25 protein-coding genes are annotated in these 26,639 nt (G+C 71.5%); 12 read left to right on the top strand and 13 right to left on the bottom strand.

Going from position 1 to position 26,639, the window contains the following annotated elements; genetic code table 11:
* Positions 1–90: 90 nt before the first annotated feature.
* Together NUT86_RS37335 and NUT86_RS40530 are read left to right on the top strand one after the other, a co-directional pair.
* A complete protein-coding gene (locus NUT86_RS37335) occupies positions 91–1,785 on the top strand; it encodes a DUF885 domain-containing protein (RefSeq protein WP_274739833.1) in 1,695 nt (564 codons plus the stop codon).
* Between the two features lie 79 nt (positions 1,786–1,864).
* Entirely contained in the window at positions 1,865–3,457 is a 1,593-nt protein-coding gene (locus NUT86_RS40530) for a GNAT family N-acetyltransferase (protein ID WP_342456273.1), read from the top strand.
* Here the strand turns inward: NUT86_RS40530 and NUT86_RS37320 are convergent.
* Positions 3,429–4,295 carry an SDR family oxidoreductase gene (locus tag NUT86_RS37320; protein WP_174876296.1) on the bottom strand — a complete coding sequence of 289 codons (867 nt, stop codon included), beginning with the start codon at positions 4,293–4,295 and terminating at the stop codon, positions 3,429–3,431. The two genes, NUT86_RS40530 and NUT86_RS37320, sit on opposite strands and share 29 nt — an antisense overlap.
* Positions 4,296–4,355: 60 nt before the next feature.
* Positions 4,356–5,237, bottom strand: a complete 882-nt coding sequence (locus tag NUT86_RS37315) for an NmrA family NAD(P)-binding protein (protein ID WP_274739830.1) — start codon at positions 5,235–5,237, stop codon at positions 4,356–4,358.
* Between the two features lie 86 nt (positions 5,238–5,323).
* Between NUT86_RS37315 and NUT86_RS37310 the strand changes: the two genes are divergently transcribed.
* Both NUT86_RS37310 and NUT86_RS37305 read left to right on the top strand, forming a co-directional pair.
* Complete coding sequence (locus NUT86_RS37310; RefSeq protein ID WP_274739829.1) at positions 5,324–6,142, top strand: helix-turn-helix transcriptional regulator; 819 nt, start codon at positions 5,324–5,326, stop codon at positions 6,140–6,142.
* 72 nt (positions 6,143–6,214) lie between these two features.
* Entirely contained in the window at positions 6,215–6,457 is a 243-nt protein-coding gene (locus NUT86_RS37305; RefSeq protein WP_274740738.1) for an Lrp/AsnC ligand binding domain-containing protein, read from the top strand.
* 61 nt (positions 6,458–6,518) lie between these two features.
* Here NUT86_RS37305 and NUT86_RS37300 read toward each other — a convergent pair whose 3' ends face one another.
* From NUT86_RS37300 to NUT86_RS37285, 4 genes are all read right to left on the bottom strand, one after another.
* Positions 6,519–9,755, bottom strand: coding sequence for an AAA family ATPase (locus NUT86_RS37300; RefSeq protein WP_274739827.1), 3,237 nt, complete (start codon positions 9,753–9,755; stop codon positions 6,519–6,521).
* A complete protein-coding gene (locus tag NUT86_RS37295; RefSeq protein ID WP_274739826.1) occupies positions 9,752–10,918 on the bottom strand; it encodes an exonuclease SbcCD subunit D in 1,167 nt (388 codons plus the stop codon). Before NUT86_RS37295 ends, NUT86_RS37300 begins: the two co-directional genes overlap by 4 nt.
* A 233-nt stretch (positions 10,919–11,151) precedes the next feature.
* The gene (locus tag NUT86_RS37290) at positions 11,152–11,799 is read right to left on the bottom strand and encodes a response regulator (protein ID WP_159484433.1); all 648 of its coding nucleotides are present in this window, start codon (positions 11,797–11,799) and stop codon (positions 11,152–11,154) included.
* Complete coding sequence (locus NUT86_RS37285) at positions 11,796–12,971, bottom strand: sensor histidine kinase (RefSeq protein ID WP_274739824.1); 1,176 nt, start codon at positions 12,969–12,971, stop codon at positions 11,796–11,798. The genes NUT86_RS37290 and NUT86_RS37285 overlap by 4 nt, the downstream gene beginning before the upstream one ends.
* A gap of 201 nt (positions 12,972–13,172) precedes the next feature.
* Between NUT86_RS37285 and NUT86_RS37280 the strand changes: the two genes are divergently transcribed.
* Together NUT86_RS37280 and NUT86_RS37275 are read left to right on the top strand one after the other, a co-directional pair.
* A complete protein-coding gene (locus NUT86_RS37280; protein ID WP_274739823.1) occupies positions 13,173–13,916 on the top strand; it encodes an ABC transporter ATP-binding protein in 744 nt (247 codons plus the stop codon).
* Positions 13,916–16,429, top strand: a complete 2,514-nt coding sequence (locus tag NUT86_RS37275; protein ID WP_274739821.1) for an ABC transporter permease — start codon at positions 13,916–13,918, stop codon at positions 16,427–16,429. Before NUT86_RS37280 ends, NUT86_RS37275 begins: the two co-directional genes overlap by 1 nt.
* A 158-nt stretch (positions 16,430–16,587) precedes the next feature.
* Here the strand turns inward: NUT86_RS37275 and NUT86_RS37270 are convergent, their stop codons facing one another.
* Positions 16,588–18,099 (bottom strand): APC family permease, encoded by a 1,512-nt coding sequence (locus NUT86_RS37270; protein WP_274739819.1) that lies wholly within the window; start codon positions 18,097–18,099, stop codon positions 16,588–16,590.
* A gap of 219 nt (positions 18,100–18,318) precedes the next feature.
* On the bottom strand, positions 18,319–18,945 hold the full coding sequence (locus NUT86_RS37265) for a YigZ family protein (protein ID WP_093639036.1): 627 nt from the start codon (positions 18,943–18,945) through the stop codon (positions 18,319–18,321).
* Between the two features lie 261 nt (positions 18,946–19,206).
* Here NUT86_RS37265 and NUT86_RS37260 point away from each other — a divergent pair, with 261 nt between their 5' ends.
* From NUT86_RS37260 to NUT86_RS37250, 3 genes are all read left to right on the top strand, one after another.
* Positions 19,207–19,989, top strand: coding sequence for a type VII secretion system-associated protein (locus NUT86_RS37260; protein WP_208679723.1), 783 nt, complete (start codon positions 19,207–19,209; stop codon positions 19,987–19,989).
* A gap of 194 nt (positions 19,990–20,183) precedes the next feature.
* Positions 20,184–20,591: a CoA-binding protein gene (locus tag NUT86_RS37255; protein WP_109895072.1), complete on the top strand. Its 408-nt coding sequence runs from the start codon at positions 20,184–20,186 to the stop codon at positions 20,589–20,591.
* A 47-nt stretch (positions 20,592–20,638) separates the two neighbouring features.
* Positions 20,639–20,884 (top strand): hypothetical protein, encoded by a 246-nt coding sequence (locus tag NUT86_RS37250; protein ID WP_274739815.1) that lies wholly within the window; start codon positions 20,639–20,641, stop codon positions 20,882–20,884.
* Between the two features lie 48 nt (positions 20,885–20,932).
* Here NUT86_RS37250 and NUT86_RS37245 read toward each other — a convergent pair whose 3' ends face one another.
* Together NUT86_RS37245 and NUT86_RS37240 are read right to left on the bottom strand one after the other, a co-directional pair.
* On the bottom strand, positions 20,933–21,067 hold the full coding sequence (locus NUT86_RS37245; RefSeq protein ID WP_018092511.1) for a hypothetical protein: 135 nt from the start codon (positions 21,065–21,067) through the stop codon (positions 20,933–20,935).
* 39 nt (positions 21,068–21,106) lie between these two features.
* A complete protein-coding gene (locus NUT86_RS37240) occupies positions 21,107–21,586 on the bottom strand; it encodes a glycine-rich domain-containing protein (RefSeq protein ID WP_274739812.1) in 480 nt (159 codons plus the stop codon).
* 657 nt (positions 21,587–22,243) lie between these two features.
* Between NUT86_RS37240 and NUT86_RS37235 the strand changes: the two genes are divergently transcribed.
* Positions 22,244–22,813 carry a hypothetical protein gene (locus tag NUT86_RS37235; RefSeq protein WP_274739810.1) on the top strand — a complete coding sequence of 190 codons (570 nt, stop codon included), beginning with the start codon at positions 22,244–22,246 and terminating at the stop codon, positions 22,811–22,813.
* Between the two features lie 129 nt (positions 22,814–22,942).
* Here the strand turns inward: NUT86_RS37235 and NUT86_RS37230 are convergent, their stop codons facing one another.
* Together NUT86_RS37230 and NUT86_RS37225 are read right to left on the bottom strand one after the other, a co-directional pair.
* Complete coding sequence (locus NUT86_RS37230) at positions 22,943–23,500, bottom strand: YbaK/EbsC family protein (protein ID WP_159484447.1); 558 nt, start codon at positions 23,498–23,500, stop codon at positions 22,943–22,945.
* 44 nt (positions 23,501–23,544) lie between these two features.
* Positions 23,545–24,117: a helix-turn-helix domain-containing protein gene (locus NUT86_RS37225; RefSeq protein WP_109895066.1), complete on the bottom strand. Its 573-nt coding sequence runs from the start codon at positions 24,115–24,117 to the stop codon at positions 23,545–23,547.
* A 105-nt stretch (positions 24,118–24,222) separates the two neighbouring features.
* Here NUT86_RS37225 and NUT86_RS37220 point away from each other — a divergent pair, with 105 nt between their 5' ends.
* Complete coding sequence (locus NUT86_RS37220) at positions 24,223–25,092, top strand: DMT family transporter (RefSeq protein WP_266448418.1); 870 nt, start codon at positions 24,223–24,225, stop codon at positions 25,090–25,092.
* A gap of 42 nt (positions 25,093–25,134) precedes the next feature.
* Here NUT86_RS37220 and NUT86_RS37215 read toward each other — a convergent pair whose 3' ends face one another.
* On the bottom strand, positions 25,135–25,899 hold the full coding sequence (locus tag NUT86_RS37215) for an acyltransferase (RefSeq protein WP_159484453.1): 765 nt from the start codon (positions 25,897–25,899) through the stop codon (positions 25,135–25,137).
* Between the two features lie 143 nt (positions 25,900–26,042).
* Between NUT86_RS37215 and NUT86_RS37210 the strand changes: the two genes are divergently transcribed.
* Positions 26,043–26,582 (top strand): gamma carbonic anhydrase family protein, encoded by a 540-nt coding sequence (locus NUT86_RS37210; protein ID WP_159484455.1) that lies wholly within the window; start codon positions 26,043–26,045, stop codon positions 26,580–26,582.
* Positions 26,583–26,639 lie beyond the last annotated feature (57 nt).

Below are 26,639 nucleotides of genomic sequence, written 5' to 3'. Positions count from 1 at the left end.
CACGGCACAACGCAAGGGCACCGTAAAGCGACAGGAACGTACGGCTCTTTGATGGTGACGCGACGGGGCGATCCGTACGAGGATGGCCGTATGTCCCACACCACTACTTCCGGGGGCGGCCCGCTGCCCCGTGAGGTCGCCGACGCCTATGTCGACGCCCTCGTCGACCTGGACCCGATCACCGGCACCTTCCTCGGCATCGCCGAGAGCTCCGGCAAGCTCCCCGACTTCTCTCCGACGGGCCAGGAAGCGGTGGCCCAGCTCGCCCGTACGACGCTGGAGAAGCTCAGCGAGGCCGAGGCCCGGCCGGGCGCGGACAGCGCCGCCGAGCAGATCTGTGCCCGGCTGCTGCGCGAGCGGCTGACCGCCGAGCTGGCGGTCCACGAGGCGGGCGAGGGCCTGCGCACGGTCAGCAACCTCAGCTCGCCGCTGCACCACGTCCGTGAGGTCTTCACGGTCACCCCCGCCGAGACCGACGAGGACTGGGCGGCGATCGGCCGTCGGCTGCGGGCCGTACCCGCCGCGCTGGAGGGCTACCGCGCCGCACTCGACGCCGGCCGCAAGCAGGGCCTGCCCGCTGGACCGCTCCAGGTCCGCACCGTCATCGGCCAGTTGGACGAGTGGATCGGCACGGACCGCAGCTGGTTCGCCGAGTTCACCGACCCGGGCCCGGACGCCCTGCGCGCCGAGCTGGCCGAGGCCGCCGGGGTGGCCACCGGCGCCCTGGTGGAGCTGCGCGACTGGTTCCGTGACACCTACGCCCCCGCCATCGAGGGCGCACCGGACGTGGTGGGCCGGGAGCGCTACACCCGCCTCGCCCGCTACTTCAACGGCGCCGACCTCGACGCGGACGAGGCGTACGCGTACGGCTGGTCCGAGTTCCACCGGCTGCTGGCCGAGATGGAGACCGAGGCCGAGAAGGTGCTGCCCGGGGCGAAGACGCCATGGGAGGCGCTGGCCTGGTGCGATGAGCACGGCGAGGCGGTCGAGGGCGTCGAGGAGACCCGCCAGTGGCTCCAGTCGCTCATGGACGAGGCCATTGAGGCACTGGACGGCACCCACTTCGAGCTGGCGGAGCGGGTGCGCCGGGTCGAGTCACGGATCGCCCCGCCCGGTGGCGCCGCCGCCCCGTACTACACCCAGCCGTCGCTGGACTTCTCCCGCCCCGGCCGGACCTGGCTGCCGACGATGGGCGAGACCCGCTTCCCGGCGTACGACCTGGTCTCCACCTGGTACCACGAGGGGGTGCCCGGCCATCACCTCCAGCTGGCGCAGTGGGCCCATGTCGCCGACTCGCTCTCCCGGTACCAGACGACGGTGGGCATCGTCAGCGCCAACGCCGAGGGCTGGGCGCTGTACGCCGAGCGGCTCATGGACGAACTGGGCTTCCTGACCAACGCCGAACGGCGCCTGGGCTACCTGGACGCGCAGATGATGCGGGCCGTCCGCGTCATCATCGACATCGGGATGCATCTGGAGCTGGAGATCCCCGCGGACTCGCCCTTCCACCCGGGTGAGCGCTGGACGCCGCAGCTGGCGCACGAGTTCTTCGCGCGGCACAGCAGCCGCCCGGCCGACTTCGTCGAGAGCGAGATCATCCGCTACCAGGGCATGGCCGGCCAGGCGATCGGCTACAAGCTCGGTGAGCGGGTGTGGCTGCAGGGCCGGGAGGCGGCCCGCGCCCGGCACGGCGCGGACTTCGACCTCAAGAGCTGGCACATGGCGGCGCTGTCGCAGGGGTCGCTGGGCCTGGACGATTTGCTGAGCGAGCTGTCGGCGCTCTGACCAGGTCTTGTGGGGGCGGCGGCCGGCCACGGCGCAATGCTGTTGTGGCCGGCCGCCGCCGTCCGTAGGGTCCGCTGACATGACGGTGGCTCTCGCGGCGGACCGGCCGCTCCTTCTGTTCCCCGCTGCCCCGCTGCGCCCCCGGCTGGGGGCACCTCCCGGCCGAAGGCTGCGGGCCGATCCGCACTTCGCGTCCGAGGCCGCCACCGCGCGGTCGGCCGGCGCGGCGACCGCGGTGCTGGACCACGAGGCGCTGCTCGCCGGGGACGCCGAAGGGGCGGTGTCAGGGGTCCCGCGCGAGGCCGGGCCGGTCTGGTACCGCGGCTGGATGCTGCCCGCCGACCGCTGTGCCGCGCTGGCCGCGGCGCTCACCGCGCGCGGCTGCCGGCTGCTGACCTCCCCCGAGGCGTATCGCACCGCCCATGAACTCCCCGGCTGGTACGACACCTTCCGCGCGCTCACCCCGCGCAGCGCCTGGCTGCCCTGCGCCCCGGGCAGGCCCCCGGAGCGGGCGGCACTGGCCCGGCTGGCCGCGGGGCTCGGCGAGCCGGGCAGGCGCCGGCCGCTGGTCGTCAAGGACTGGGTCAAGTCCCGTAAGCACGAGTGGGACGAGGCGGCCTACGTGCCGGACGCCCAGGACACCGAGCGGCTGTCTGCGGTCGTCGCCCGTTTCCTCGCCCTCCAGGAGGAGTTCCTGACCGGCGGTGTGGTGCTGCGGGCCTTCGAGGACTTCGCGGCGGTGGGTGAGGCGCGGGTCTGGTGGGTGGACGGTGAGCCGGTGCTGATCGGCCCGCATCCCGACACACCGGAGCTGCGACCCACTCCCGTCCTTGACCATGTGGCGCCTGCCGTACGGGAGTTGGGGCTGCGTTTCGTCACCACGGATCTTGCGCTGCGCACCGACGGCGTCTGGCGGGTGGTGGAGGTCGGCGACGGCCAGGTCAGCGGCCTGCCCGCCGGAACCGACCACCGGCCGCTGTTCGAGGCGCTGGTCACCGCGGGCGCCGGCTACCCGCTGACGCTCACGGCCGGCCGGGTGGCGCTGCGCGCCCTGCTGCCGGCCACCGCCGCCCGGGTCGCGGACGGAGATCCCGCGGGGTTCGACTGGATCGACGGCACACCGCCCGAGACCACGTCCGGCGGCGCCGGTATCGCCGTACGGGCCGCGGCGGCCGGCCACTACCGGCCCGGCTGGGGCGTCTTCGTGCTGACCGACACCACGACCGGTACGGCGCTGGGCAGCATCGGCTTCCACGGCCCGCCGGACGCCGACGGTTCCGTGGAGATCGGTTACGACCTCTCCCCCTCCGCGCGCGGCGCCGGCTGGGCGACCGACGCGGCGCGGCTGCTGACCGGCTGGGCCACGGCTCAGCCCGAGGTACGGACGGTGTGCGCCCTGACCGAGCCGGAGAACGTGCCGTCACAGCGGGTTCTGGAGCGGACCGGCTTCCGGTTCGTCGGAGAGCGCGAGGGTCTGCGCGCCTATGAGACCAGTGGGATGGATGGGGCCTGGGAGACTTCCCGGACGGGTGAGGCCGGGGAGACTTCCCGGACGGGTGAGGCCGGGGAGACTACCTGGACGGGTGAGGCCGGGGAGACTACCCGGACAGGTCAGACCGGTGAGTCCTCGGCCGTGGCCGGAGTCAACGCCGGAAGCCTCCCTCTGAGTTGATGACTTGACCGGTGATCCAGGCCGCCTCGTCGGTTGCCAGCCAGGCGATCAGGCGGGCCGGGTCGTCGGGCGCGCCCCACTGCCCGCCGGGGAAGCACCCGGCCACCCGCTCACGGAGCTCGCCGACCGCGTAACCGGTGTCCACGGGGCCCGGGTTGACGGTGTTCACGGTGACCCCGAGATCGGCGAACGTGGTGGCGAGACTGCGCGTCGCCGAGGCCAGCGCTCCCTTGGCCAGACCGTAGGCGATCTCCTCCGGCATCCCGCCGCCGAGGTCCTGGCCGGAAGTCATCATCACGATCCGCCCGCCCGGCAGCCCCGCGGGGCGGCGGCGGGCGTAGGCCTGAGCGAGGAGGATCACCGAGCGGGCGTCGACCGCCCAATGGGCATCGAGCATCGCCGCGTCGATGGCGTCCAGACTGCCGTCGCTGCCGCTGAGGGCATGGTTGGCGACGAGGATGTCCAGCCGGCCGCCGAGCGCCTCGGCGGCGGTGTCGAGGAGGCGGGCGGGGGCGTCGGGACGGGCCAGATCGGCCGGGCCGTGGGCCACCACCGCGCCGGGAACGGCGACTTCCCGTACCCCGTCGGCGACCGCGTCCGGACCGCCCGGGTCCGCGCCCCACGGCTGCCCGGCGTCGTGCGGCACATGATGGTGCAGGTAGACACCGGCCCCGTAGGCGGCCAGCCGCCGGGCGACGGCGTAACCGATGCCACGGCGTCGGCTCGCTCCGGTGACCAGGGCGGTACGGCCGAGAAGCGGCAGCGGGTCGCGGCCCGGTACGTCGGCCCCCGGGGCGGGCCGGGGACCTTCGGCGGAGCGGCTGTTGTCGTAGGTCATGACACCCCAGCATCGCGGCCGCCGGACCACGCGTCACATGCTTTTCATGGGGCCGAAGACTTACGGCGCTTCGACGATCCGGTGCCGGAGATGGTCGTAGGCCCAGGCGGCGAGGGTGGTCGGGGTGGTGGTCCGGACGGTGCGGCGCTGTTCGGGCACGAAGTTCTCGCGCAGGCCGGTCGACATTCCGAGCAGGCCCTCGACCATGCTGTCGGTCATGCCCACCTGGTGGAGCTGGGTGCGCATGGCGTCGTCGGTGATCTGTTCCACGCTGATCTGCCGCCCGGTGGCAGCGGTCAGGATGGTGCCGACCTGTCGCCAGGTGAGGTCGGCGGGCCCATGAACTGCTTGCACACAGCGTCCGGACCAGGTGGGCGACAGCAGACGGGTGGCGGCGACCTCAGCGATGTCGCGGGGCGCCACCCAGGCCATGGGGTGGTCGAGCGGAAGGATCACCTGGAGGGTGCCGGCGCGCAGGGCATCAACTTGAAGTTCGAGATTGGTGAAGAAGTAGCCGCAGCGGAGGTGGGTGACGTCGACGCCCAGGTCATCCAGAGCGGTCTCGGTGTGTGCCAGGCCGTCGATCTCACCGGCACCGTGACGTTTCTCGGCGCCGACGCTGCTCTGGAAAACGACCCGGCCGATCCGGTTCTCGGTGACGGCGCGGACCACGCTGCCGGTGGCACGGGCGTAATCGGCGAGGGGATCCGCACTGCCGGTGACCGGGTCCACCCAGAACAGTGCGTCAACATCTTCGGTGGCCGCCACCACGGCGTCGGCATCATATTGGTCGACCGGCACGGCATCCACCTCATCCCGGACGTCGGGGGCCAGCCGGCCGGGGTCGCGCAGCAGGACGCGCGGCCGGACCCCGGCGCGGACCAGTGTGGCGACGACATGCCGGCCGACATTGCCGGTCGGGGTGGTGACAGCGATCTGCACGGTTTCTTCCTCTCATCGGTGCCTCGTCCGCAGGCTAGGAGCCAAGGCGGCCTGAACCTGTCCTCCTCTCCTGGAAGGCTGACGGCATGGATCTCGACCCGACGATCAGGACCTTGACCTTGCTGACCCTGCTGCAGTCGGGGGGCGAGTGGACGGCCGCCGACCTGGCCGAACGGCTCGGCACCAGCGTCCGCACCGTACGACGCGACGCCCAGCGGCTACGCCGGCTCGGTTACACGGTCGAGGCCCGTCCGGGACCGGGCAGCGCCTATCGGCTGAGGCCCGGGGTCAAGGTCCCACCGTTGCTGTTCACCGCCGACGAGATCACCGCACTGGTGGCCGGGCTGCATCTGATCCGCGCCTGGCTCCCCGAGGACGCGGTCGCATCGAGCGCCTTGCTCAAGCTCGACCAGGTCCTGCCCCGCCCGCTGCGCCGCCGCGCAGCCGCGACCGACCTCGCGACGGAGGTGCTGCAGCAGCCCGGCGCCGTGGTCGCGGCAGCAACCGTCGGCGTGATCGCCGACGCGGTGGCCGAGGACGGCAGGCTCCGGTTCCGCTACACCGACCAGCACGGCCGGCCGTCAACCCGCCTGGTCGAGCCGTACCGCCACTTCCTGCGCGCCGGCCACTGGTACCTCGTGGCGTTCGATGTCGACCGGGACGACTGGCGCACCTTCCGTCTCGACCGGATCACCGACATCTCCCCGGTGGCGGGAGCCTTCCAGCCCCACGCGTTCCCTGATGTGTCCATCGAACGCTGGTTGACCACCGACTTCGGCCGCGCCCCTGCACGCTCACCCGGCTCATCCGCCGCGAAGCCCGATGTCGGCGAGGACGGCGAGCCGGGCGGCGAAGTACGTGGCGGCATGGGCCCCAGCAGGGAAGATCACCGGCATCCGCCTTGATCTGCCGGTGATTCCACTGCTGAACAGCGCAGATGACCTGCTCTTCCCCCCCCCGACGCCACCGACTGGCGCATCCTCGACGTCCTGCGGCGCCACGGCCGCATGGGCCATGCCGAGCCGGCGCGCGCCGTGCCGGAGATCCTGGAGGCCCACCACGTCACGGGCGACGACTGCCTTGTCCCCTTTGTCCTCAAGGACGCCGCCCGGTCCATGAAGCACCTGGAAGAGGTGTGCGGGCGGATCGGTGCGCTAGGCGCGGTGACCACCGGCGTCGTCTACTCCTCGCCGCTCGCCCGCCGCCCGGTGAGCCGGTGACCGGTCAGCCGGTGACCGGCGGCGCATGACCGGCGGCCCGTGACGGCCCCGTCCGGCGGGTTCAGCTCCGTACGCGGTGCCAGACGGTCGAGCCCGAGCGGTCCTTGACGACCTCCAGCTGGGCGGGGATCCGCGCCTTGAGGTCGGCGACATGGCTGACGATGCCGACGCTGCGGTCCCGTTCGCGCAGCGAGTCCAGGACGTCCAGTACCTCGTCCAGGGTCTGTTCGTCCAGGCTGCCGAAGCCCTCGTCGATGAAGAGGGTGTCCAGTCGCGTGCCGCCCGCCTCGTCGGTGACGACATCGGCGAGGCCGAGCGCCAGCGCGAGCGAGGCGAAGAAGGTCTCGCCGCCGGAGAGGCTGGAGGTGTCCCGCTCATGGCCGGTCCAGGCGTCGATGACATGCAGCCCCAGGCCGGAACGCCGGGCGCCGCCGGCCCGTTCGTCGGAGTGCACGAGGGTGTAGCGGCCGGCGGACATCCGGTGCAGCCGGGCACTGGCGGCGGCCGCGACCTGTTCGAGCCGGGCGGCGAGCACGTATGACTCCAGGCGCATCCGCCGCTCGTTCTCGCTGGACGTACCGGAGGCGAGTGCGGCGAGGCGGGCGATGCGGTCGTGGGCGGCGCGCAGCGGTGCCAGCGCACGGGCGTCGGCCTCGGCGCGGGCGGAGAGCCGGTCGAGCTCGGCGCAGCGTTCCCGGGCCGCGGCATGGGTGGCCGAGGCGGTGCGCAGCCGCGCTGCCGCGGCCTGGTGCGCGGCCTGTGCGGCGGCCGGGTCGGCGGGCGGCAGCGCCGCCGCGGCCGCAGTTTCGGGATCGGCCAACTCGGCCTCCACCGCGGCGGATTCGGCCTGCCATTCATCGAGCCGCCGCTGCAGGGCCCGCCATTCCTCGTCCCGTAGCAGCGCCTCCGCGGCGGCCTGCGGGGTGGCGAATCCGGCGCGGTAGGCGGCGTCGGACAGCCCGGCGTCGGCCTCCTTGAGCCGCTGGGCACAGGAGTTGGCCGTACGGGACGCCTCCGCCGCCGCTGCGAGCAGGGCCACCTGCCGCTCCAGCCGCGCGGCCCGGTCGGCGACGCTGGCGCAGTCGGCGCGCGCCCGGGTCAGCTCCTCTTCCAGGGCGGCCCGTTCGCGGTCCAGTGCCTCCCGGTGGGAGGTACGGGCAGCGGCCCGGCGCTCGGCCTGCTGCTGCTCGGCGCGGCGCCGCTCGTATTCGCGCTCGGCGCGCCCGAGCGCCTCACGGGCGGCATGGAGGTCGGCCCCCCGCGCATGGGCGCGGGCGTACTCGGCGCGCAACTCCTCCACCTGCGCGGCGAGTTCACCGGCCGGGGTGTCCCCCGCCGTGGCGGCCGCGGCGGCCAGCGCCTCCTTGGCCGACTGGCAGTGGGCCTCCGCCTGCCCGCGGGCCTCCTCGGCCTGCCGGTGTGCCGCCAGTGCGGCCTCCTCGGTCGCCCGGTCGACATGGCCCGCACCGGCCCGGGCCGGATGCGGGTGCTCCGTCGCGCCGCACACCGCGCAGGCCCGGCCGTCACGGAGTCCGTCCGCGAGCTCGGCGGCGATCCCGCGCAGCCGCCTGTCCTTGAGGTCGAGCCAGTGCTCGTGGGCTGCCGCTGACCGCTCCCTGGCGGCGAGCAACTCCGTTTCCGCCGACTGCACCTCACCGCTGAGCCGGTCGCGGCGACGGGCCGCTTCCCAGCGTTCGGCGGCCGGTTCGATCCGGGCGCCGAGCTGTTCGGCCCGGGTGGCGGCCTCCTGCGCCGTCTCGATGCGCTGCTGGTGGGCGCGCTGGGCGCCGTCCCATTCGGCGAGCCACTCGGCGGCGTCCAGCAGCGTCTGCTCGTCGGCACGCGCCTCGCGGTCGAGGACGGTTCGCTCCCGGCCGATGTCGGCGGCCCGCCGCTCGGCCCGCCGGGCCGCACCGAGCGATCCCAGGTCTTCCCGCAACTCCCTTTCCAGCGAGGCGAGTTGCTCGCTCTCCGTGTCGACGAGGTCCGGCGGCAGCGGGCTTCTGTGCTGCCGCTCGGCGCGCTGCGCGGCGTCCAGCTCACGCCAGGCGGCGTCGCGCAGGGCGAGCGCGGGCGCGACCTCCGCGGCCGCCCGGGCCCGCTCCAGCCTGTCGCGGGTGCGCTCGCGCTCCTCGGCGTGGGTCTCTAGCAGGGTGGCCCGGCGCCGGGCGTCGGTGTACCGCTGCTGGAGCCGGGCACGCTCACGGGCCGCTTCCCCTCGCCCGGCCGCCGTGTGCTCCGCGGCCTCGGCGGCGTGCAGCGCGGAGCGGGCGACCTCCAGTCGCTCCCGTGCGCTCACCCGGGCGACCGCGGCCCTGACCAGCACCGCATCCGCGAATCCCGGCTCGCCGGGGCCCGGTGCGGCCGGGTCCTCCGCGACGCCGCCACGGGCCGATACGGCCGGTCCGCCGGACTCCACGGCCCCGGCCTGGCCCGGCACGGTCGCCCGTTTCGTGACCGTCGCCGTCGCCCGGCCGCGCCCGCCGGCCGCGGCGGCACGTCCGCGGGCCGGTGCGCCCTGCGGCGTCGTCCCGGCCCGGTCCGGCGCCGGGACCGACGGATCGCTGAGATCGGCGCTCTCACCGGCCGCCTGCGCCATCCGGTGCGCCAGCGCCAGCAGCCGTTCGTCGCCGGCGGTGACGGTGTCCGCGGCGGCCTTGCGGCGTGCGGTCAACTGCTCTTCGAGCGCGGCGAACCGCCGGGTGTCGAAGAGCCGCCCCAGCAGCCGGGAGCGCGCCTCGGCATCGGCCCGCAGAAAGCGGGCGAAGTCGCCCTGCGGCAGCAGGACGACCTGGCAGAACTGCTCCTTGCTCATCCCGAGCAGTTGGCCGATCTCCTCACCGATCTCCTGATGCGAGCGGCTCAGCGCCTTCCAGCGACCGTCGCTGTCCGGCCCGTCGCCGTCCGCCGGTCCCCCGGCCCCGGCCCCGGCCGGTACGAACTCCCGCAGCCTGCTCTGCGCCTTCTCCTTCGTGGTGCCGCTGCCCCGCTTCTTGGGGCGCGGCTGCTCGGGCAGCCGGGTGATCTCCAACCGCCGTTCGCCCACGGTCAGTTCGAGGACCACCTCGGTGAGGGTCAGCGGGTCCGCCAGATCGCTGCGCAGCGCCTGGCCGCTCTGCCGCGCCCCGGGGACCGACCCGTACAGCGCAAAGCACACCGCGTCCAGCACCGAGGTCTTGCCCGCGCCCGTCGGACCGTGCAGCAGAAAGAGACCGTCCCGCGTCAGCCGGTCGAAGTCGATGGTCTGGGTGCCGCCGAACGGCCCGAAGGCGGTCAGGGAGAGCCGGTGCAGTCTCAACGCGCCACCTCGGCCGCCATGTCGTCGACGCGGACCTCGTCGATCGCCGAGCGCAGTTCGGCCCGCTCCTGCTCGTCGGCCGCGCGACCGGACCGTACGTGTTCCACGAAGTCCTCGGCGATCTCCTGGTCGCTGCGCCCGCGCAGCCGCTGCGCGTACGACGCCAGCGAGCGGGTGGGCCCCTCATCGGGGTCGAAGACCAGGCTGACGAGGTGCGGGAAGCGCTTGACCAGCCGGGCCATGGGCTCGTGCGGGCGGGCGGTGTCGGTGAGGGTCGCCTCGACCCAGGAGTCCTCGTGCCGGGCCTGTTCGGGGTCTTCCAGCAGCTGTTCCAGCCGTCCGCGGATACGGGCCAGCGGCCGCGGCACCGGGCAGTCCACCCGCTCCGCGTGCACGGCGCCGTCCGCGTCGAGATCGATGATCCAGGACGACTTGCGGTGATCGGCCTCGGAGAAGGAGTAGGCGAGCGGAGATCCGGAGTAGCGGACCCGCTCGGTGAGGGTCTGGCAGCCGTGCAGATGCCCGAGAGCGGCATAGTCCACCCCGTCGAACACGGCCACGGGCACCGAGGCGACCCCGCCGACGGTGATATCGCGCTCGCTGTCGCTGATCGCGCCGCCGGTGACAAAGGCATGCGCCAGCACCACGGAGCGCGTCCCCGCGGGCCGTCCGGCGAGGTCGGCCCGTACCCGGTCCATGGCCGCGCCGAGCACCTCCGCATGGTCGGCGCGCCGGGCCCCTAGGGTCTCGCGGACCATGGCGGGTTCGAGATACGGCAGCCCGTAGAGCGCCACCGGGCCATGGGCGTCGGCGAGCAGCACGGGGGTACCGCAGTCGGCGGGGTCGGTCCGGAGGTGGATGCCGGCCCGCTCCATCAGGCCGGAGCCGACGCCCAGCCGGCGGGCCGAGTCATGGTTGCCGGAGATCATCACGGTCGGGACACCGAGACCGGCGAGTCGGTGGAGGGCGTCGTCGAACAGCTCGACGGCGGCGAGCGGCGGCACGGCACGGTCATAGACATCGCCCGCGACCAGCACCGCGTCGATCTCCCGGGCACGCACCGTCTCGACGAGATGATCGAGGAACGCGCGCTGGGCGGAGAGCAGATTCACCCGGTGAAAGGACCGTCCCAGATGCCAGTCGGAGGTGTGCAGAAGTCTCACCCAGCCGCTCCGACCTGCATATTTCCCCTCCGAGAACCCACGAACCAGCACCGACCCGACGCGGTCCGGCGGCCGGCCCCCACCACGGTGGGCGCTGTCCGCACCCCGTCCCTTGCGGGCCTCATTCTTGCATCCGTGGCCGGGGCGGATGTCCGTGGACGACAGCTCCGGTCCGTGTCGCGGAGAGGGCGTGCCCTCACTCCTCCGACGCTTCCGCGACCCCGGCACCACGGCTACGCCATGCCCGCGTCACGGACCAGCAGCGCCATCTGGACCCGGTTGGAAAGGCCCAGTTTGGCGAGCGCGCGGCTGACATGGGCCTTCACCGTGCCTTCGCCCATGGCCAGTTCGCGTGCGATCTCGGCGTTGGACAGTCCTCGGGCCACGGCCCGGACCACCTCGCCCTCCCGGTCGGTCAGCACCGAGAGCCGCTGACGCGCCTCGGTGGCGCCCTCCGACGCCAGTCCCGCGAAGGTGTCGATCAGCCGTTTGGTGACCTTCGGCGTCAGCATGGCGCTGCCCTCGGCGACCGTACGGACGGCACCGGCCAGGTCCCTCGGGGAGGTGTCCTTGAGGAGGAAACCGGACGCGCCGTTGCGCAGGGCGGTGTGCACATAGTCATCGAGGTCGAAGGTCGTCAGCATGATCACCTTGGGGGCGTCGCCCGCACGCCGCAGCTCCTTGAGGGCGGTCAGCCCGTCCATGCCCGCCATCCTGACGTCCATCAGTACGACGTCGGGGCGGTGTTGGGCGGCCGCGGTGATCGCCGCGCTGCCGTCGCTCGCCTCGGCCACCACCTCGATGCCCTCGGCCGGTTCCAGGATCATGCGCAGGCCGGCCCGGACCAATGCCTCGTCGTCGACCAACAGGACTCGGATCACGCGCGTTCCTCCAGGGCGGGCAGGGACAGGGGAAAGCGGGCCGATACGGTGAATCCGCCGCCGTGGCGCGGCTGGGCCTCGAATTCCCCGTCGAGCAGTTCGACCCGTTCACGCAGGCCTACGAGTCCCGTGCCGCTGCCCGGCAGTGACTCCGCGGGAGCGCTCGGGGCCGTGTTGGACACGACGACTTCCAGATCCGCTGCGAGGTAGCGCACGACGACGTCGGCGTGGGCCGCACCGGCATGCTTGTGGACATTGGTGAGGGCCTCCTGCACGACGCGGTACGCGGCATGTTCCAGCAGGGTCGGCAGCCGTTGCGGGGTGCCCTCGTCGTGCCGCTCCACGGAGACTCCCGCGGCGCGCGACTGGTCGAGCAACCGATCGAGATCCACCAGGGTCGGCTGCGGTCCGAGACTGGGCCCGTCGCCGTCATTCGCGCTCTTGAGCACCCCGATGACTTCTCTGAGCTGCGTGAGCGCTTCTCTGCCCGTGGTGCGGATGAGCTCCGCCGCGGCGGCGGTCTCCTCGTCCTTGGCGTTGACCTCCAGCGCCCCCGCGTGCAGCACCATGAGCGACACCCGGTGCGCGACGACGTCGTGCATGTCCCGGGCGATACGGGCCCGTTCCTGTGCGCGCGCCTGCTCGGCGCGGGCGGTTTGCTCCCTCTCACGTTGTGCGGCGCGCTCCTCGATGCCGTCGATCACTTCGCGGCGGGCCCTGCTCCACAGGCCCAGGGCCGCGGGGAGCCAGACGAACAGCACCGCACCGCCGAGCGACGGAAGCAGTTCTTCCCGGGTCGGGCCCGGCACCCCGATGGCCACGCCCGTGGCCGTCGGCAGCAGGGCGACGGCGCCGGCACCGACGAGGTACCCGACGAGATTCCGCTGTCTGCGCGCGGTGAGGGCCGCCACGTACGACCCGACGCCCAGCGGTGCCCAGGCCGACAGCAGTATCCAGGCCACCACTCCGACGGTGATCACCGGCCACCGCCGGCGCGGGAGCATCAGGACGGCGGTCGCGGACACCACCGCGATCACCGCTGACAGCACATGGCCGGCCAGAGGCATCATGCCCAACTCGGCGAGCACATAGGGGACCGGGCGGGCATCGTGCGGCAGGAAGGCACTCGCCCCGACCGCGGCGGACAGCAAGGCGAGTCCCCAGCGGTCCATTGAGCGTCGCAGGCGCTGATGAAGCGCTCTTTCCCTACGTTGTGTCACGATTCGAGCCTAGTCGGTCACGGTCGGCCCGGCTTCTGCCGTTCGTCTGCCGTGGCTCCGACGAAAGTTGAGAGCGGTCTCCACTTAAGTCAGGGATATTTCTTGCCTTTTGGGAGACGTCCGGGGGTGGTTCGCGCTCACACACTTCCCTCCATGACACAGACAACAGCTGCCGTCCGGGCCACCGGGCTCGTCAAACGCTACGGATCGGGCGACTCCCGAGTGGTCGCGCTCGCGGGCGTCGATGTGGAGTTCCGGCGCGGTGAGTTCACCGCGATCATGGGGCCGTCCGGCTCCGGCAAATCGACGCTGATGCACTGCGTCGCGGGGCTCGACCAGGCCGACGAGGGCACGGTATGGATCGGGGACACCGAGTTGACCGGTCTGCGCGACACCGCGCTCACCCATCTGCGCCGTGACCGTGTGGGTTTCGTCTTCCAGGCTTTCAACCTTCTCCCTACGCTCACCGCCCTCGAAAACATCACGCTCCCCTTCGATCTGGCCGGTCGCAGGCACGACCAGGACACGGTGCGGAAGGTCATCGCAGCGCTGAATCTGCAGAGCCGGCTGCACCACCGTCCCAGCCAGCTGTCCGGCGGCCAGCAGCAGCGCGTGGCCTGCGCCCGGGCGCTGGTCACCCGGCCGGAGGTGGTGTTCGCCGACGAGCCGACCGGCGCACTGGATTCCTCCGCCTCCGCGGAACTGCTCGGTTTTCTGCGCCGCAGCGTCGACGCTCTCGGCCGGACGGTGGTGATGGTGACCCATGAGCCGACTGCCGCCGCCTACGCGGACCGGGTGCTTTTCCTCAAGGACGGCCATCTCGTGGGCGAACTGCGGGCGCCGGACGCCGGCAGCGTGCTGGAGTGCATGAAGTCCTTCGAGAAGGCAGCCGCCTGATGCTGAAGGCAATGCTGCGCGACCTGCTCGCGCACAAGGGCCGGGTGGTGATGACGCTCATCGCCATCGCGCTCGGTGTGACGGCGACGGTCGGAAGCTGGGTGGTGAGCGACTCCATCGCCACCACCCTCGCGGGCCAGGAAACCCGTCACGACGTAGGTGTCTCGGTGCAGAGCCCCGGGAAGGAATCGCTGCTCACGTCCGCGGACCGGGACCGGCTGGCCCGGACGCCCGGGGTCGGGCGCGCCGAGGGTGTGATCGTCGGCCGCGCCGGGCTGATCGGCCGTGGCCACAAGTTCGTCAGGACGACCACGGTCCTGGACCGGGCCGGCACGAACTGGAGCAGCGACAAGCGCTTCACCGTGGAGGCGGGCACGGCACCCACCGGTCCGGGCCAGGTCGCGCTCCACAAGGCCGATGCCGACTCCGCCGGCATCGCGGTGGGCGATACCGCACAGGTGCTGCTGTCCGACGGGCGCTCCGACACGGCCAGGGTGACGGCGCTGTTCACCTACCACCGTCTGGGTCCCAGGGCCACGACGGACACGAACGAGGCGTCCGACGCGGTGCCGGTGGTGGCCTACGACACGGCGACCGCCACGAAGTTGCTCGGCCCGCGCTTCCACCGCATCGAGCTGATCCCCGCCTCCGGTGCGAGCCCGGGCGCCCTCAAGGCCGCCGCGCAGAAGGGCGTATCCGACGAGTACCACGTCGAGACGGGCAGTGCACTGGCCCAGGCTGCCGTTCAGCAGTCGGACTCCGAGGCACAGGACCTCCGGATGACGATGCTGCCCTTCGCGGCGGTCGCGCTCCTGGTAGGCATGTTCGTCATCGCCAACACCTTCACCCTGCTGGTGAGCCGGCGGACCCGGCAGTTCGCGCTGCTGAGGGCCGTCGGTGCACGCAAGGGACAGGTCCGGGCCGGGATCGTCGTCGAGGCCGGTGTGCTCGGACTGGCCGGCGGCACCCTCGGCACACTCGCCGGTGTGGCGCTGGGCCCCTCGATGATCGCGGTGATGCGCCCGGAGGACGACGTCGACCTCACCGTCAGCCCGTTCGCCGTCCTGCTCGGATACGGGGTCGCTCTGCTGGTGACCGTCGTGGCCGCGTACCGCTCCGCGCGGCGGGCCGCGGCCGTCCCGCCGGTCGCCGCGCTCCGCACCGCCGAGACCGTCCCCCGCGAGACAAAGCGGACACGCCACTTCACCGGTCTCGGCTGCATCGTCACCGGCGTCGTGATGGTCGCCATGACGGCGGACCCCGGTACCTCCAACCTCGGGCGGATCGTCGGGCTCATGGGAGCGGTCCTCGGCGTCATCGGCATGATCGTGCTCGCGCCCTTCTTCGCCGAGGCGCTGCTCCGGCCGCTGATGCGCCTTCTCGGGGCGCGGTCGGGACCAGCGGTCCGTCTCGGTCTGCGCAACGCCGCGAGCGACCCACGACGGACCTCCGGAACGGCGACCGCCCTCACCGTCGGGCTGGCTCTGGTCTGCGCGTTCGCCACCCTCAGCGCTTCCTTCTCCGCGCTGATCGCCTCGACGACCCGGGCGAATGTGCCGCCCACGACCACGGTCCTGCAGTCCGCGGCCGGTGGCGAGTCCTCGCTCACCCCCGCTGAGGCGGACAAGGTCAGGAGGCTGCCCGGGGTCACCCAGGTGGCCGGAAGCCGCGATGTGCTGGTCGGCCTGGCCTACAAGGGCGGCAGGACCGAGCGCCGGATCTCCGCGATCGAGCCGTCGGGCCTGAAGGGCGTGCTCACCCCTCACCTCACCGCCGGGAGCCCCGACTTGCGACGCGGCGTGGTCATCTCACAGAACCAGGCGGACATGCTGGACCTGGGCATGAACGACAGGATCACACTGCATCTGGATGCCAGGACCTCCGTCACCCAGTCCGTGGTGGGGATCTACGACGCCACCGAACTGCAGGCCAGCATCTTCCTGGACGTCAGCAAGGCACCCGGCTCGCTGCGGAAGCAGATCACCACGCTGTACGCCTCCGGCCCCGACCCGGAAACGGCGCGCGACAGCATACGGGCGGCCTTCCGTGACCGCCCGGACGTCTCCGTCGGCAGTCGTGAGACCTTGGCCGAACAGGGCGTTGACCAGCAGTCACTGGCCTTCACCCTGATGTACGCGATGTTCGGCGTCGCGATCCTGATCGCTGTGTCCGGTGTCGTCAACACCTTGGTGCTCTCGGTCATGGAGCGCACCCGTGAGATCGGAGTGATCCGCGCGGTGGGCGCGACCCGGCTCCTGGTCCGCCGGACCATCAGGGTGGAGAGCATCGTGATCTCTCTCTTCGGTGCGCTGCTCGGGGTGATCGTCGGTGTCCCCGCGGGCGCCGTCATGCAACACGCCATGTTCGGGCAGCGGTTGGGGGACTTCTCGCTCCCCGCCGGAATCATCGGTCTGTCGCTGGCCGGTATCACCCTCGCGGCAGTGCTGGCCGCGATATGGCCGGCCCGCCGGGCCGCCCGTACGGACATGCTGGCGGCGATCGCCGGCGAGTAGCACCCGAGCGGGCCGACGGCGGACGGGTCGGCAAGCAATCGAGCGGCCGTAGGGGTGAAGCAGTGGGGGGAGGCGGGTGCGTGCCCCGAAGCTGGTGGTGGGGACATCAACAGCTCAGGTACGACGCAAGGATGCGCCACACCGGCGACATGCGGGCATCAGCCGGGGTCGGTGACCCCGACCGCCGTCCCCCCGGCTCCCTTCTCCCGCCCCTCTCCCCCGGCCCGCCCTCCGGTGTCCGGATCGGAGCCGTGCAGATACTCCTCCGTGATCCGCTTCGGCCCGAACGGCCACTCCTTCTCGTAACGGGCCCACACCAGAAAGGCCACGACGCCCGACCCGACCCACGCCAGCGACCATTCGATGGGATGTCTGCCGGGCGCGTTCCGGTCCGCATAGCCGTAGATCACCAGCCAGCCGATGAGCGCGACGACGCTCGGCAGCGGATAGAGCCACATCCGGTACGGCCGGTGCAGTCCCGGCTGCCGGCGGCGCAGCACGGTCACCGCCGCGACCTGGGCCAGTGCCTGCACGATCACCATGACGGTGGTCAGCAGCTGGATGATGGTGGCCAGGTCGGTGTGCCGTCCGAAGAGGAAGCCCGCGGCCATCACGGTCCCCATGGTGAGCAGGCCCAGTACGGGGAACCGGTGACGCGGGTGGAGCGTGCCGTACGGGCGGAAGAAGACCCGCTCACGGGCGGCGTCGTAGGGGACCCGGGATCCGCCGAGGAGGCCGGTGAAGACGGAGGCGACGGCGGTGATGAGAATGAGCACCGTGACGGTGCCGGCGGCGCCCTTGCCCCAGGCCCTCTCCAGCACGGCGGAGGCGACGGACGAGGAGGCCGTCGAATGCGGGTCGAGCATCTCCTGCCAGTTGACGATGCCCAGGGTGCCGATCTGCAGCAGCAGATAGATCGTCATGATGCCGAGGATCGCGAAGAGGATGGCACGCGGAATGGTGCGGCCGGGCTGTCTGATCTCGGCGCCCATGTAGGCGATGGTGTTGTAGCCCAGGTAGTCGTAGATGCCGATCGTCAGTCCGGCCGCGAAGCCGGTCCAGAAGTGACTGGACGTCAGCTCGAAGGCGTGCGCGGGGTAGGTGAAGGCGCGCTCCGGGCTGAAATGGGTGAAAGCGGCGACGATGACCAGCAGGACCGAGGTGATCATCACCGTCCAGAGGACGACGGTGAGCTTGGCGATGTTCTCCACCCGCCGCCACAGCAGCACGACGATGCCCACGGTGACGCCGATGCCTACCAGATCCCCCTGCCCCGAGGTCATGTCCGGCCACAGATAACCGAGGTACTGCACAAAGCCGATCACGCCCGTGGACATACCGAGCGGGATGAAGAGCATGGCCGTCCAGACGAACAGAAACGGCATCAGCTTGCCGGTGCGGTACTGGAACGCCTGCCGCAGATAGACATAACTGCCGCCGGCACCGGGCAGCGACGCACCCAACTCGGCCCAGATCAGCCCGTCGGCGAGCGCCAGGACCGCGCCCGCGAGGAAGCCGGTCACGGCCTGCGGCCCGCCGAACGCGGCGACCATCAGCGGAATGGTCACGAAGGGACCGATGCCACACATCTGGCTCATGTTGATGGCGGTGGCCTGGAACAAGCCGATGCGCCGGACGAATCCCACCCGCTCATCGAGGAGTTCAGGCATACGGCAGCCCTTCCCTTGCCGGCACACACACCGGTCAGCGGCCCGTTGTCACCGCGTCACAGGCTGACATGACCGGGGCATCGCCGCACCGGTCCGGACCGGACATTCCAGTGCGGTCGGCGCGCCCTCCACAGCCCGTCGCGGACGCCCCGATGGGGCCCACGTCAGCCCACCCGGCACCTAGCGGGCGTAGGCGGGGGCCGCGCCAGGGCCGGCCGGTCAGAGTTCCCCGTACGCCTCGCCGCCGAGCTCCAGCCGCGCCGTGCCGGCGGTGGTGTCCGCGAGCCAGGCGCGAAAGGCGTCCAGATCGGCCTCCGGCAGCCCGATCTCGATGCGTACGTCCGCCCCGTACGTCACCTCACGCACCGCCCGCCCCGTGGTGCGCAGATCGTTCTCCACCCGGCCCGCCCGCTGGTGGTCGACGGTGACCGTCACCAGCCGGAAGCGCTGCCGGGTGACCGTGCCCAGCACGTCCAGCGCCTCACCGACGACGCCTCCATACGCGCGGATGAGGCCGCCGGCACCAAGCTTGACCCCGCCGAAGTAGCGGGTGACGACGGCGACGACGTAGCGGACCTCGCGGCGCACCAGCATCTGCAGCATCGGGACGCCCGCGGTGCCGCCCGGCTCACCGTCGTCGCTCGCCTTCTGGATACCGCCGTCGGCGCCCAGGACGTAGGCGAAGCAGTGGTGGCGGGCAGTGGGGTGCTCCTTGCGGATGCGCGCGATGAAGTCCTGGGCCTCGGCCTCGGTCGCGACGGGCGCCAGCGCACAGAGGAAGCGGGACTTGTTGATCTCGATCTCGTGGACACCCTCGCGCGCGAGCGTGCGGTACTGCTCCTGCATCGGACCAGCCTATGCGGCCCGGTGACCCGCGGACACCGCCGGTGCCGCTGGCCCGCGCCGCGCTGAGGTGTCCGCCGTAAGGGCGCGGGGGTCCGCCGTACGGGCGCAGTGCGCACGGCCACGCGGCGTACCCACCCCGTCCGCACGGTGCGTCGGGGAGACGTCCGCGCTGCCCGTGGGCACTGTGAGGCCAGTGCGAGAGCCTCGTGTTTCCGGGGCCCCGCTCGTACATGTAGGAACGGCGGGTTTGCGGAGGGCTGCATGGAAGAGAGCACACAGTCGGCGATGACGGCGGGCGTTCCCGTGACGGGCGAGGAGATGCCCGAGCCCCCGCCGGAGGTCATCGAGGCGGCACGCACGGCGCCCGACCACTGGCTGGCCATGGTGGATCTGACCTGGCAGGGAGAGGGGCCGCCACCGCTCTGGGCGCTGATCGGCCAGTGGCGCTCGGGTCCGACGGGCGAGATCGAGGAGTGGCGGGACAACCCGGAGTACCGGCCCTCGCCCCAGATGCTGGACTGGTCCGAGCCGACGGATGCGGTGGACTGCGCACTGCAGCTCGCCGCGACCGGCTACGGGCCGGGGCAGGACGTCTCCGAGGCGCTGGCGCGCGCGGAGGTCTCCGTCCTGGTCACCGCGACCGGTACGCCGCTGGCGGCCGCCTCGCCCGAGGGCACCCCGGTGATCCCGGTCTACACCTCGCAGAGCTACCTCGAATCGGTGGGCCGGCTGCTGTACGACCGTCGGCCGGTCGCCGAACTCGTCGAGCAGCTGCCGCCGGGGCATGCCCTGTACCTCAACCCGACCGGACCCGTGAGCATGCTCGTGGACACCGAGGAGTTGCGCGCGGCGCTGGCCGGGGTGTCCGGGTCGGAGGCGCGGGAACCGGCCGCGCCCGTGGCGCCGCGTCCGGGGACCGGAGCCGGCGGGGCCGAGCCCGTCGGCAGCGGACGGGCGATCGGCAAGCCGGCCCGCGCCGCGAAGGGCAGCACCGTGGTCGGGGCCGGAATGGCCGGCAGCGGAATGGCCCGCGGCGCGAACTGAGCCGCCGCGCAGAGACCCGCCCCGCCCGTCTTCCCCTTCGGGCGGGGCGTCTGCCGTGCGACGCGGAACAGCTGCCGCACGCCCCGGACCGGCTGCCACGCGCCCCGCGGCAATGTCGTCTCCCGCGACGGGAATCTCCCGGTCACGCCATCCGTTGAGCGGCACAGGACCCTTCCATCCGCAGGAGGCAGTGCGTGTACGGCGACCCCAGCACGATCCGCAGGATCCTGACCGAGCTCGGCGACACCTGGGCCGTCGTGGGCCTGTCCAACAACGAGCAGCGCGCGGCACACGGCGTCGCGGAGGTGCTGCAGCGCTACGGCAAGCGGATCGTGCCGGTGCACCCGAAGGCCGAGAGCGTCCATGGCGAGCAGGGGTACCCCTCGCTCTCCGCGATCCCCTTCCCCGTCGATGTGGTCGACGTCTTCGTCAACAGCGACCTGGCGGGCCCGGTAGCCGACGAGGCCGTGTCGGTCGGCGCAAAGGCCGTCTGGTTCCAGCTGGGCGTCGTCAACGAGGCGGCCTGGAACCGGGTGCACGACTCCGGTCTCGACATGGTGATGGATCGCTGCCCGGCGATCGAAATACCTCGGTTGGGCTGAGCAGCGGGCTGAGTGCATCACCTGGCCTTCTTCCTTACTGTCACTCCATGGAATTCAACATCACGGCCGAGGAAGAGGCCCTCGTCCACGACATCGCTGACCGGCTCCGGGCCGGCGATTCCCCCACGGATGACGACCTGGCCGAGGAACTGGGCGACGAAGTCCGACCGCATCTCTCCTCCCTCGTGACCAAGGGGTGGCTGGTCGTCGACGCTCAACGGTCCCTGACGCTCTCCAGGATCGCTCGGGCGGCAATCTCCAGCGGCCGGGACCTTGGGGGTGCGCAGGCATGAGAAGGCCCCGTCCACGGGGCTCGCGAACGGGGCTTCGGGGGTGTTGCGTTACTCGGCCTTGCGGGACTCAGCGTCGGGAAAGACGAAGCCCCGCACAGGGGCCGTCTCCTCCGGATCCTCTTTCTGAGCCTCGCGGTAGGCAGCCACCAGGGCGGCGTACCGGCTATTGATCAACTCAGCCATGGGACCTCCAATCGACGCACCGAGTGTGGCAGACGTCCGTTACGGCTTGTCCCTGAACGGCGGCCGGGGCGCCGGCATGGGCTTGATGGGGCCGGTGTCCGACGCCGAGTGCTGACACTTCACTGAGACCGCGATGAGCTGATCACCCGTCGGGGCACCCCACAGCTCCTCATCGACGTCGTACCCGGCAATACGGATGGCGTCCTGCGTACGCACCAAGATCAGCGGGTCGTAGTTGTCCGGGTCGTAGCCGGGGTAGTGATGGACGAAGTCGCCCAGCGACGCGCACAGCTCCTCGTACACCTTCGTGTGGAGGATGAGCGCATGCCACCCTTCGTCAACGACGCGGGAGGGAGCCAGGGCGACGTCAGGCATCTTGGCGCAGGCAACGACGAACTTGAGTCCCTCGCTTGCGATGCGCTGTGCCATGCCCCCGTCCATGCCGGGATTGGCGTCCTGCACGGTCCCGACGACGCTCAGGAACGCTGCCGGGCTGATCAGATCGCTTACCGTTAACACGTGCGGCCTCTCTTCGAGTTGTGTCGTACGCCTGCCGTCTCCGACCGTGATCGCTGTCCAGGCATTCGGCCGGAGACGGCTCTTCTCTTCATTACGGCCCGCCCAGGGGGATGCCGACCAAAGCGAACCTGGGACGGACGTTCATGGGCGGTCGCCCGGCGACGTCGCTTGCTCCCGCCGGGACGCCTCTTTCCGGTTGTGGAGTAGCAGCTCCGTTGATGCGATCGCAGCCGCCGCGTAGTCCTGGCGTTCGCGCGCCTCGTCCCGCACCTTCACCCACGCTGTGCAGTCGGGGCAGTTCGGATCCGGCGTGGGCAGGTCTCCGTACGGCTCCGTCAGCTGCACCGGGGGCGTCTGAATCCCTCTCGGTTCGTTCATGTCTCCAATAAACGCCGCCACAGGGGACGTTGGTACGCCCATAGCCGGGACGGAGCGGCCTCTTCGGCCCTATCGTCCTGAGTGGCCCAAACGTCCCGGGGAGGAATCTTGAATACTGCGCTGCGAGACGCTATGGCGAGTGCCGGTGTGAGGCCCCGGCAGCTAGCACGTATGGTCGGGGTTGAACACAAGACCGTAGAACGATGGCTGAGCAACCCTGACCGGGCTCCCCGTGAATCCACTCAGGAGGACGCCGGCCGCGCGCTAGGAGTGGACCCCATGACTCTGTGGCCCAAGTCGGTGCGTTCTCACGTCAAAACGGGGCACGACCGCGAGATCATCGCGGCCTACCCTTTCCGCAGCGCCGCCCCCACGTCGCTGTGGGCGTCGCTCATCGATGGTGCATCCCAGAATCTGGCGTTCGCCGGCTATACGAACTACTTCCTGTGGCAGCAGCACCCCCGCCTGGGCGCGCGACTGAAGGCCAAGGCCGATGCCGGTGCCCGGATCCGCTTCCTCGTCGGCGACCCGGAGTCGGACGTCACACGCAAGCGGGAAGAAGTGGAGGGCGTTCCCCTCACGGTCAGCACGCGCATCAAGATCACGCTGGATGCACTGGAGAAGATGGGCGAGTGCCGTGGGGTCGAAGCGCGATTCAGCGATCAGCACATCGCGCTGTCCGTCTTTCAGTTCGATGATCAGATGCTTGTGACTCCGCACATCGCCTCGTTGCTCGGCGACGAGTCCCCCATGCTCCACCTCCGCCGACTCGAGGACGACGGGCTGTACGACCGGTTCGCCGGCCATGTGACGGCACTGTGGGAGAGCAGCCGACCAATAGAGCTGTAGTCCGCGAACGCCAGAACCCCCGCCGGATGATTCCCCCCCCGATGCACTGGATGATTCCGATGTCCCGGATGATTCCGATGCGCCGGACGGTTCCGATGAGGGCCCGGCCGTCACGGGTGACGTATTCAGCTAGGCGATGCCCAGCCCGTCCAGCACCGTCGCGCCCGGCAGTTCGGCCAGGGCCTTGCCGGGGACGATGAGTTTGCCGCGGCGGCTGCCGCTGCCGATCAGGGCGTACGGGGTGTCGACGACTGCGGCGTCCACCAGTAGCGGCCAGTCGGCGGGCAGGCCGATCGGGGTGATCCCGCCGTACTCCATCCCGCTGTCGCCGACCGCCTTGTCCATCGGTGCGAACGACGCCTTGCGAGCGCCCAGTTGGCGACGTACCACCCCGTTGACATCGACGCGGGTGTGCGAGAGGACGACACAGGCGGCCAGGGTGGTCTCGCCGCCGCGCTTGCCGGCCACCACCACGCAGTTCGCCGACTGCTCCAGGAGCCAGGGGCCGTAGCGCTCGACGAGCAGTGCGGTGTCCGCGATCGCCGGGTCCGTGTCGACATGGCGCAGCTCCTCGACGGGCACCGATCCGCGCCAGTCACGGATCGCGGCGACCACGGGCTCGGGCAGCAGGTCCAGGCACTCGACGGCGGGCCGGACATCGTCAAAAGCATCCATCGGCACGGGCATACCCGCCAAGCTAACAGTCGCGACCGCCCGGGCGGCGGGCCGTCTCAGCGGACGGGCGGGATGATCACCGACATGGTCATCTCGACCGGTTCCGCACCGTCGTTGCGGTAGCCGTGCGCGACCTTGGCCTCGAAGGTCGCCGAGGCGCCGGCGGGTACCTCGTGCTCCTCGCCGTCGACGACCAGCGTCAGCGTGCCGGCCCGGACATGCAGGAGTTCGACGGTCCCGGGCGGGTGCGGATCGGAGCTGCTGTTGTCGCCGGGCATCAGCCGCCAGTCCCACAGTTCGTACGGTCCGGGCGCCTCGGCGCCCACGAGGAGTGTGGTGAAGCTGCCGGCGTCGGTGGACCAGAGCCGGACCGCCTCCTCCGGGGCCACGATGCGTACCTGCGGGCCCTGCTCGTAGTCGAGGAGCGTGGTGATGCTGACGCCCAGCGCGTCGGCGATCTTGACAGTGGTCCCCACGCTCGGGTTCGTACGGGCCTGCTCGATCTGGATGATCATGCCGCGGCTGACGCCGGCGCGGGCCGCCAGGGCATCGAGGGTGAAGCCGCGCTCGGCGCGCCAGTGCTTGAGGTTGCGGGCGAGCGACTGCGTGAGCTGGTCGAGGTCCGTCACGGTCCGTCCAAGTCGAGGCCAATATATTCGATTCCCCAGTGCACTCTGCTGCACTACGGTGTGGTGTACTTCAGCGTCCGGTTCACTGTACTGCGAGGTTTCACCATGACAGCGGTCTTCGCCCTGGCCACCAGCCTTCTGTGGGGGCTCGCCGACTTCGGCGGGGGACTGCTCACCCGACGGCTGCAGGCGCTGACCGTGGTGGTCGTCTCGCAGACCCTGGCCGCCGTGGTGCTGGGCGCCATCGTGCTGGCCACCGGTGGCTGGCGGGAGGCCGGACCGCAGCTGTGGTTCGCGGTCGGAGCGGGCGTCGTGGGACCCACCGCCATGCTCTGCTTCTACCGCGCCCTGGCGCTCGGCCCGATGGGCGTGGTCTCCCCGCTCGCCTCGTTCGGCACCGTGCTCGTACCGCTCGGCGTCGGGATCGTGGCGGGCGAACGGCCGGGGCTGATGCAGGTCACCGGCATGCTGGTGGCCGTGATCGGCGTCGTGCTGGCCGGCGGCCCGCGGATCAGCGGCGCCTCCGTGGCCCGCCGGACGATCGTGCTGACACTGATCTCGGCGCTGGGCTTCGGCGCGGTGATGGCGCTGATCTCGGAAGCGTCGACGACCGTGACCGGGCTCTTTCTCGCCCTGTTCGTCCAGCGGCTGTGCAATGTCGCCGTCGGCGGCGCCGCGCTGTACGCATCGGTGCGGCGCGGCACTCCGGCACTGCCCGAGGGCGGACTCCCGGCCCTCCGGGACGCGCTGCCCGCACTCGGCTTCGTCGGTATCGCCGATGTCGCCGCGAACGGCACCTACGCCCTCGCCGCCCAGAGCGGGCCGGTCACCATGGCGGCGGTGCTCGCGTCCCTCTACCCCGTCGTCACCTCGCTCGCCGCACTCGGCATCCTCAAGGAGCGGCTGCGGGCGATCCAGACGGCCGGGGCCTCCCTTGCACTGGTCGGCTCGGCCCTGCTCGCCTCCGGCGGCTGACCGCGGCGGGCCGGCAGCAGGTACGACGCACCTGACACCGGCTCAGGACGTCTCGTACGCCTCCCCGGCCTCCTCCGCCTGCCATGCCTCCAGCGCGACCAGCTGCTCCGGGGTGACGCCCTCGGGGATCGGCACCGGCGCCGGTGTGCGCAGCGGCGGCTGCCAGCCCTGCCGGGGGTCCCAGCGGCGGACGATCCTGGCGGGCGCGCCGGCGACCACCGCGTGGTCGGGGACCTCACCGCGGACCACGGCACCGGCCGCGACCACCACGTTCCGGCCCAGCCGCGCCCCGGGCAGGATCACCGCGCCGGTCCCGATCCAGCCGCCGGGGCCGATGGCGACCGGGTCGCTGCGCGGCCACTGCTTGCCGACCGGCACCTCGGGGTCGTCATAGCTGTGGTTGGTGGTGGTGACATAGACGCCGGGGCCGAAGAAGCAGTCATCGCCGATCGTCAGCCGGACATCCGCGATCACATGGCTTCCGCGGCCCAGCACCACACCGTTTCCCAGCGTCAGGATCGGCTCCGGGCCGAGATCGAGGTCCGGCATCATGCCCGCCGTCATCGTCACGTCCTGGGCGATGATGCAGTGCTCCCCGAGCTCGATCCACGGGTCGCCGAAGACCGTGCCCTGCGGGAAGGCGAGCCGGGTGCCGGTGCCGATCCGGCGGAAGCGGTACGGTCCCGGCCGCTCGGCCGTCACGGCCGCGGCCTCGCGCACCCAGCGCGCGCCGCGGTGGACGACGCGCGATACGGCCCGGCGCCGCCAGGCCGCGACAGACGAGAACACGTTCTGGTTTATCGGCACTCGGACACCGTACTCAGCCTGCCCGGCGGCGGCTTGCGCGCCGGGCTGTGATCTTCGCCCCACCGGCGGCCGGCCCCGCCCGGTGCCGTGCCCGTCGTCTACGGTGCTGTTGGCGCGGCAGCAGAACGGTGAGGAGATCCAGGATGACGGAACGGGCATTGATTTCACCGGTGGGCGGTAAGGAACCGAGGGTCGATCAGAAGGCGTTCACCGCCCCGACGTCCGTCGTGCTCGGCGAGGTCACGATGGGTCCGGGAGCCAGCGTCTGGTACCACACGGTGCTGCGCGCGGACTGCGGCCCGATCGTGCTCGGCGCCGACAGCAACATCCAGGACAACTGCACGGTGCATGTGGATCCCGGCTTCCCGGTGACCGTCGGCGAGCGGGTCTCGGTCGGGCACAACGCGGTGCTGCACGGCTGCACCGTCGAGGACGATGTCCTGATCGGTATGGGTGCCACGGTGCTGAACGGGGCGCACATCGGCGAGGGCTCGCTGGTCGCCGCGCAGGCGCTGGTCCCCCAGGGCATGCAGGTTCCGCCCGGCTCGCTGGTCGCCGGGGTGCCGGCGAAGGTCAAGCGGCAGCTGACCGACGAGGAGCGCGAGACCATCAAGCTCAATGCCGTGATGTATCTGGAGCTGGCGGCACGGCACCGGGAGGACGTACCGGACGCCAAGGGCTGAGTCCGGACGCCGGCTGCGCGGCACAGGGTGCGATCGGACGGAGTCCGGCGGGTGCGG

The sequence above is a fragment of the Streptomyces sp. G7(2002) genome, from assembly GCF_028870195.1.
Taxonomy (GTDB): Bacteria; Actinomycetota; Actinomycetes; order Streptomycetales; family Streptomycetaceae; genus Streptomyces; species Streptomyces nigrescens.
The sequence above is the reverse complement of the archived record's forward strand: the minus strand, read 5'-3'. Positions and strand labels throughout refer to the sequence as shown.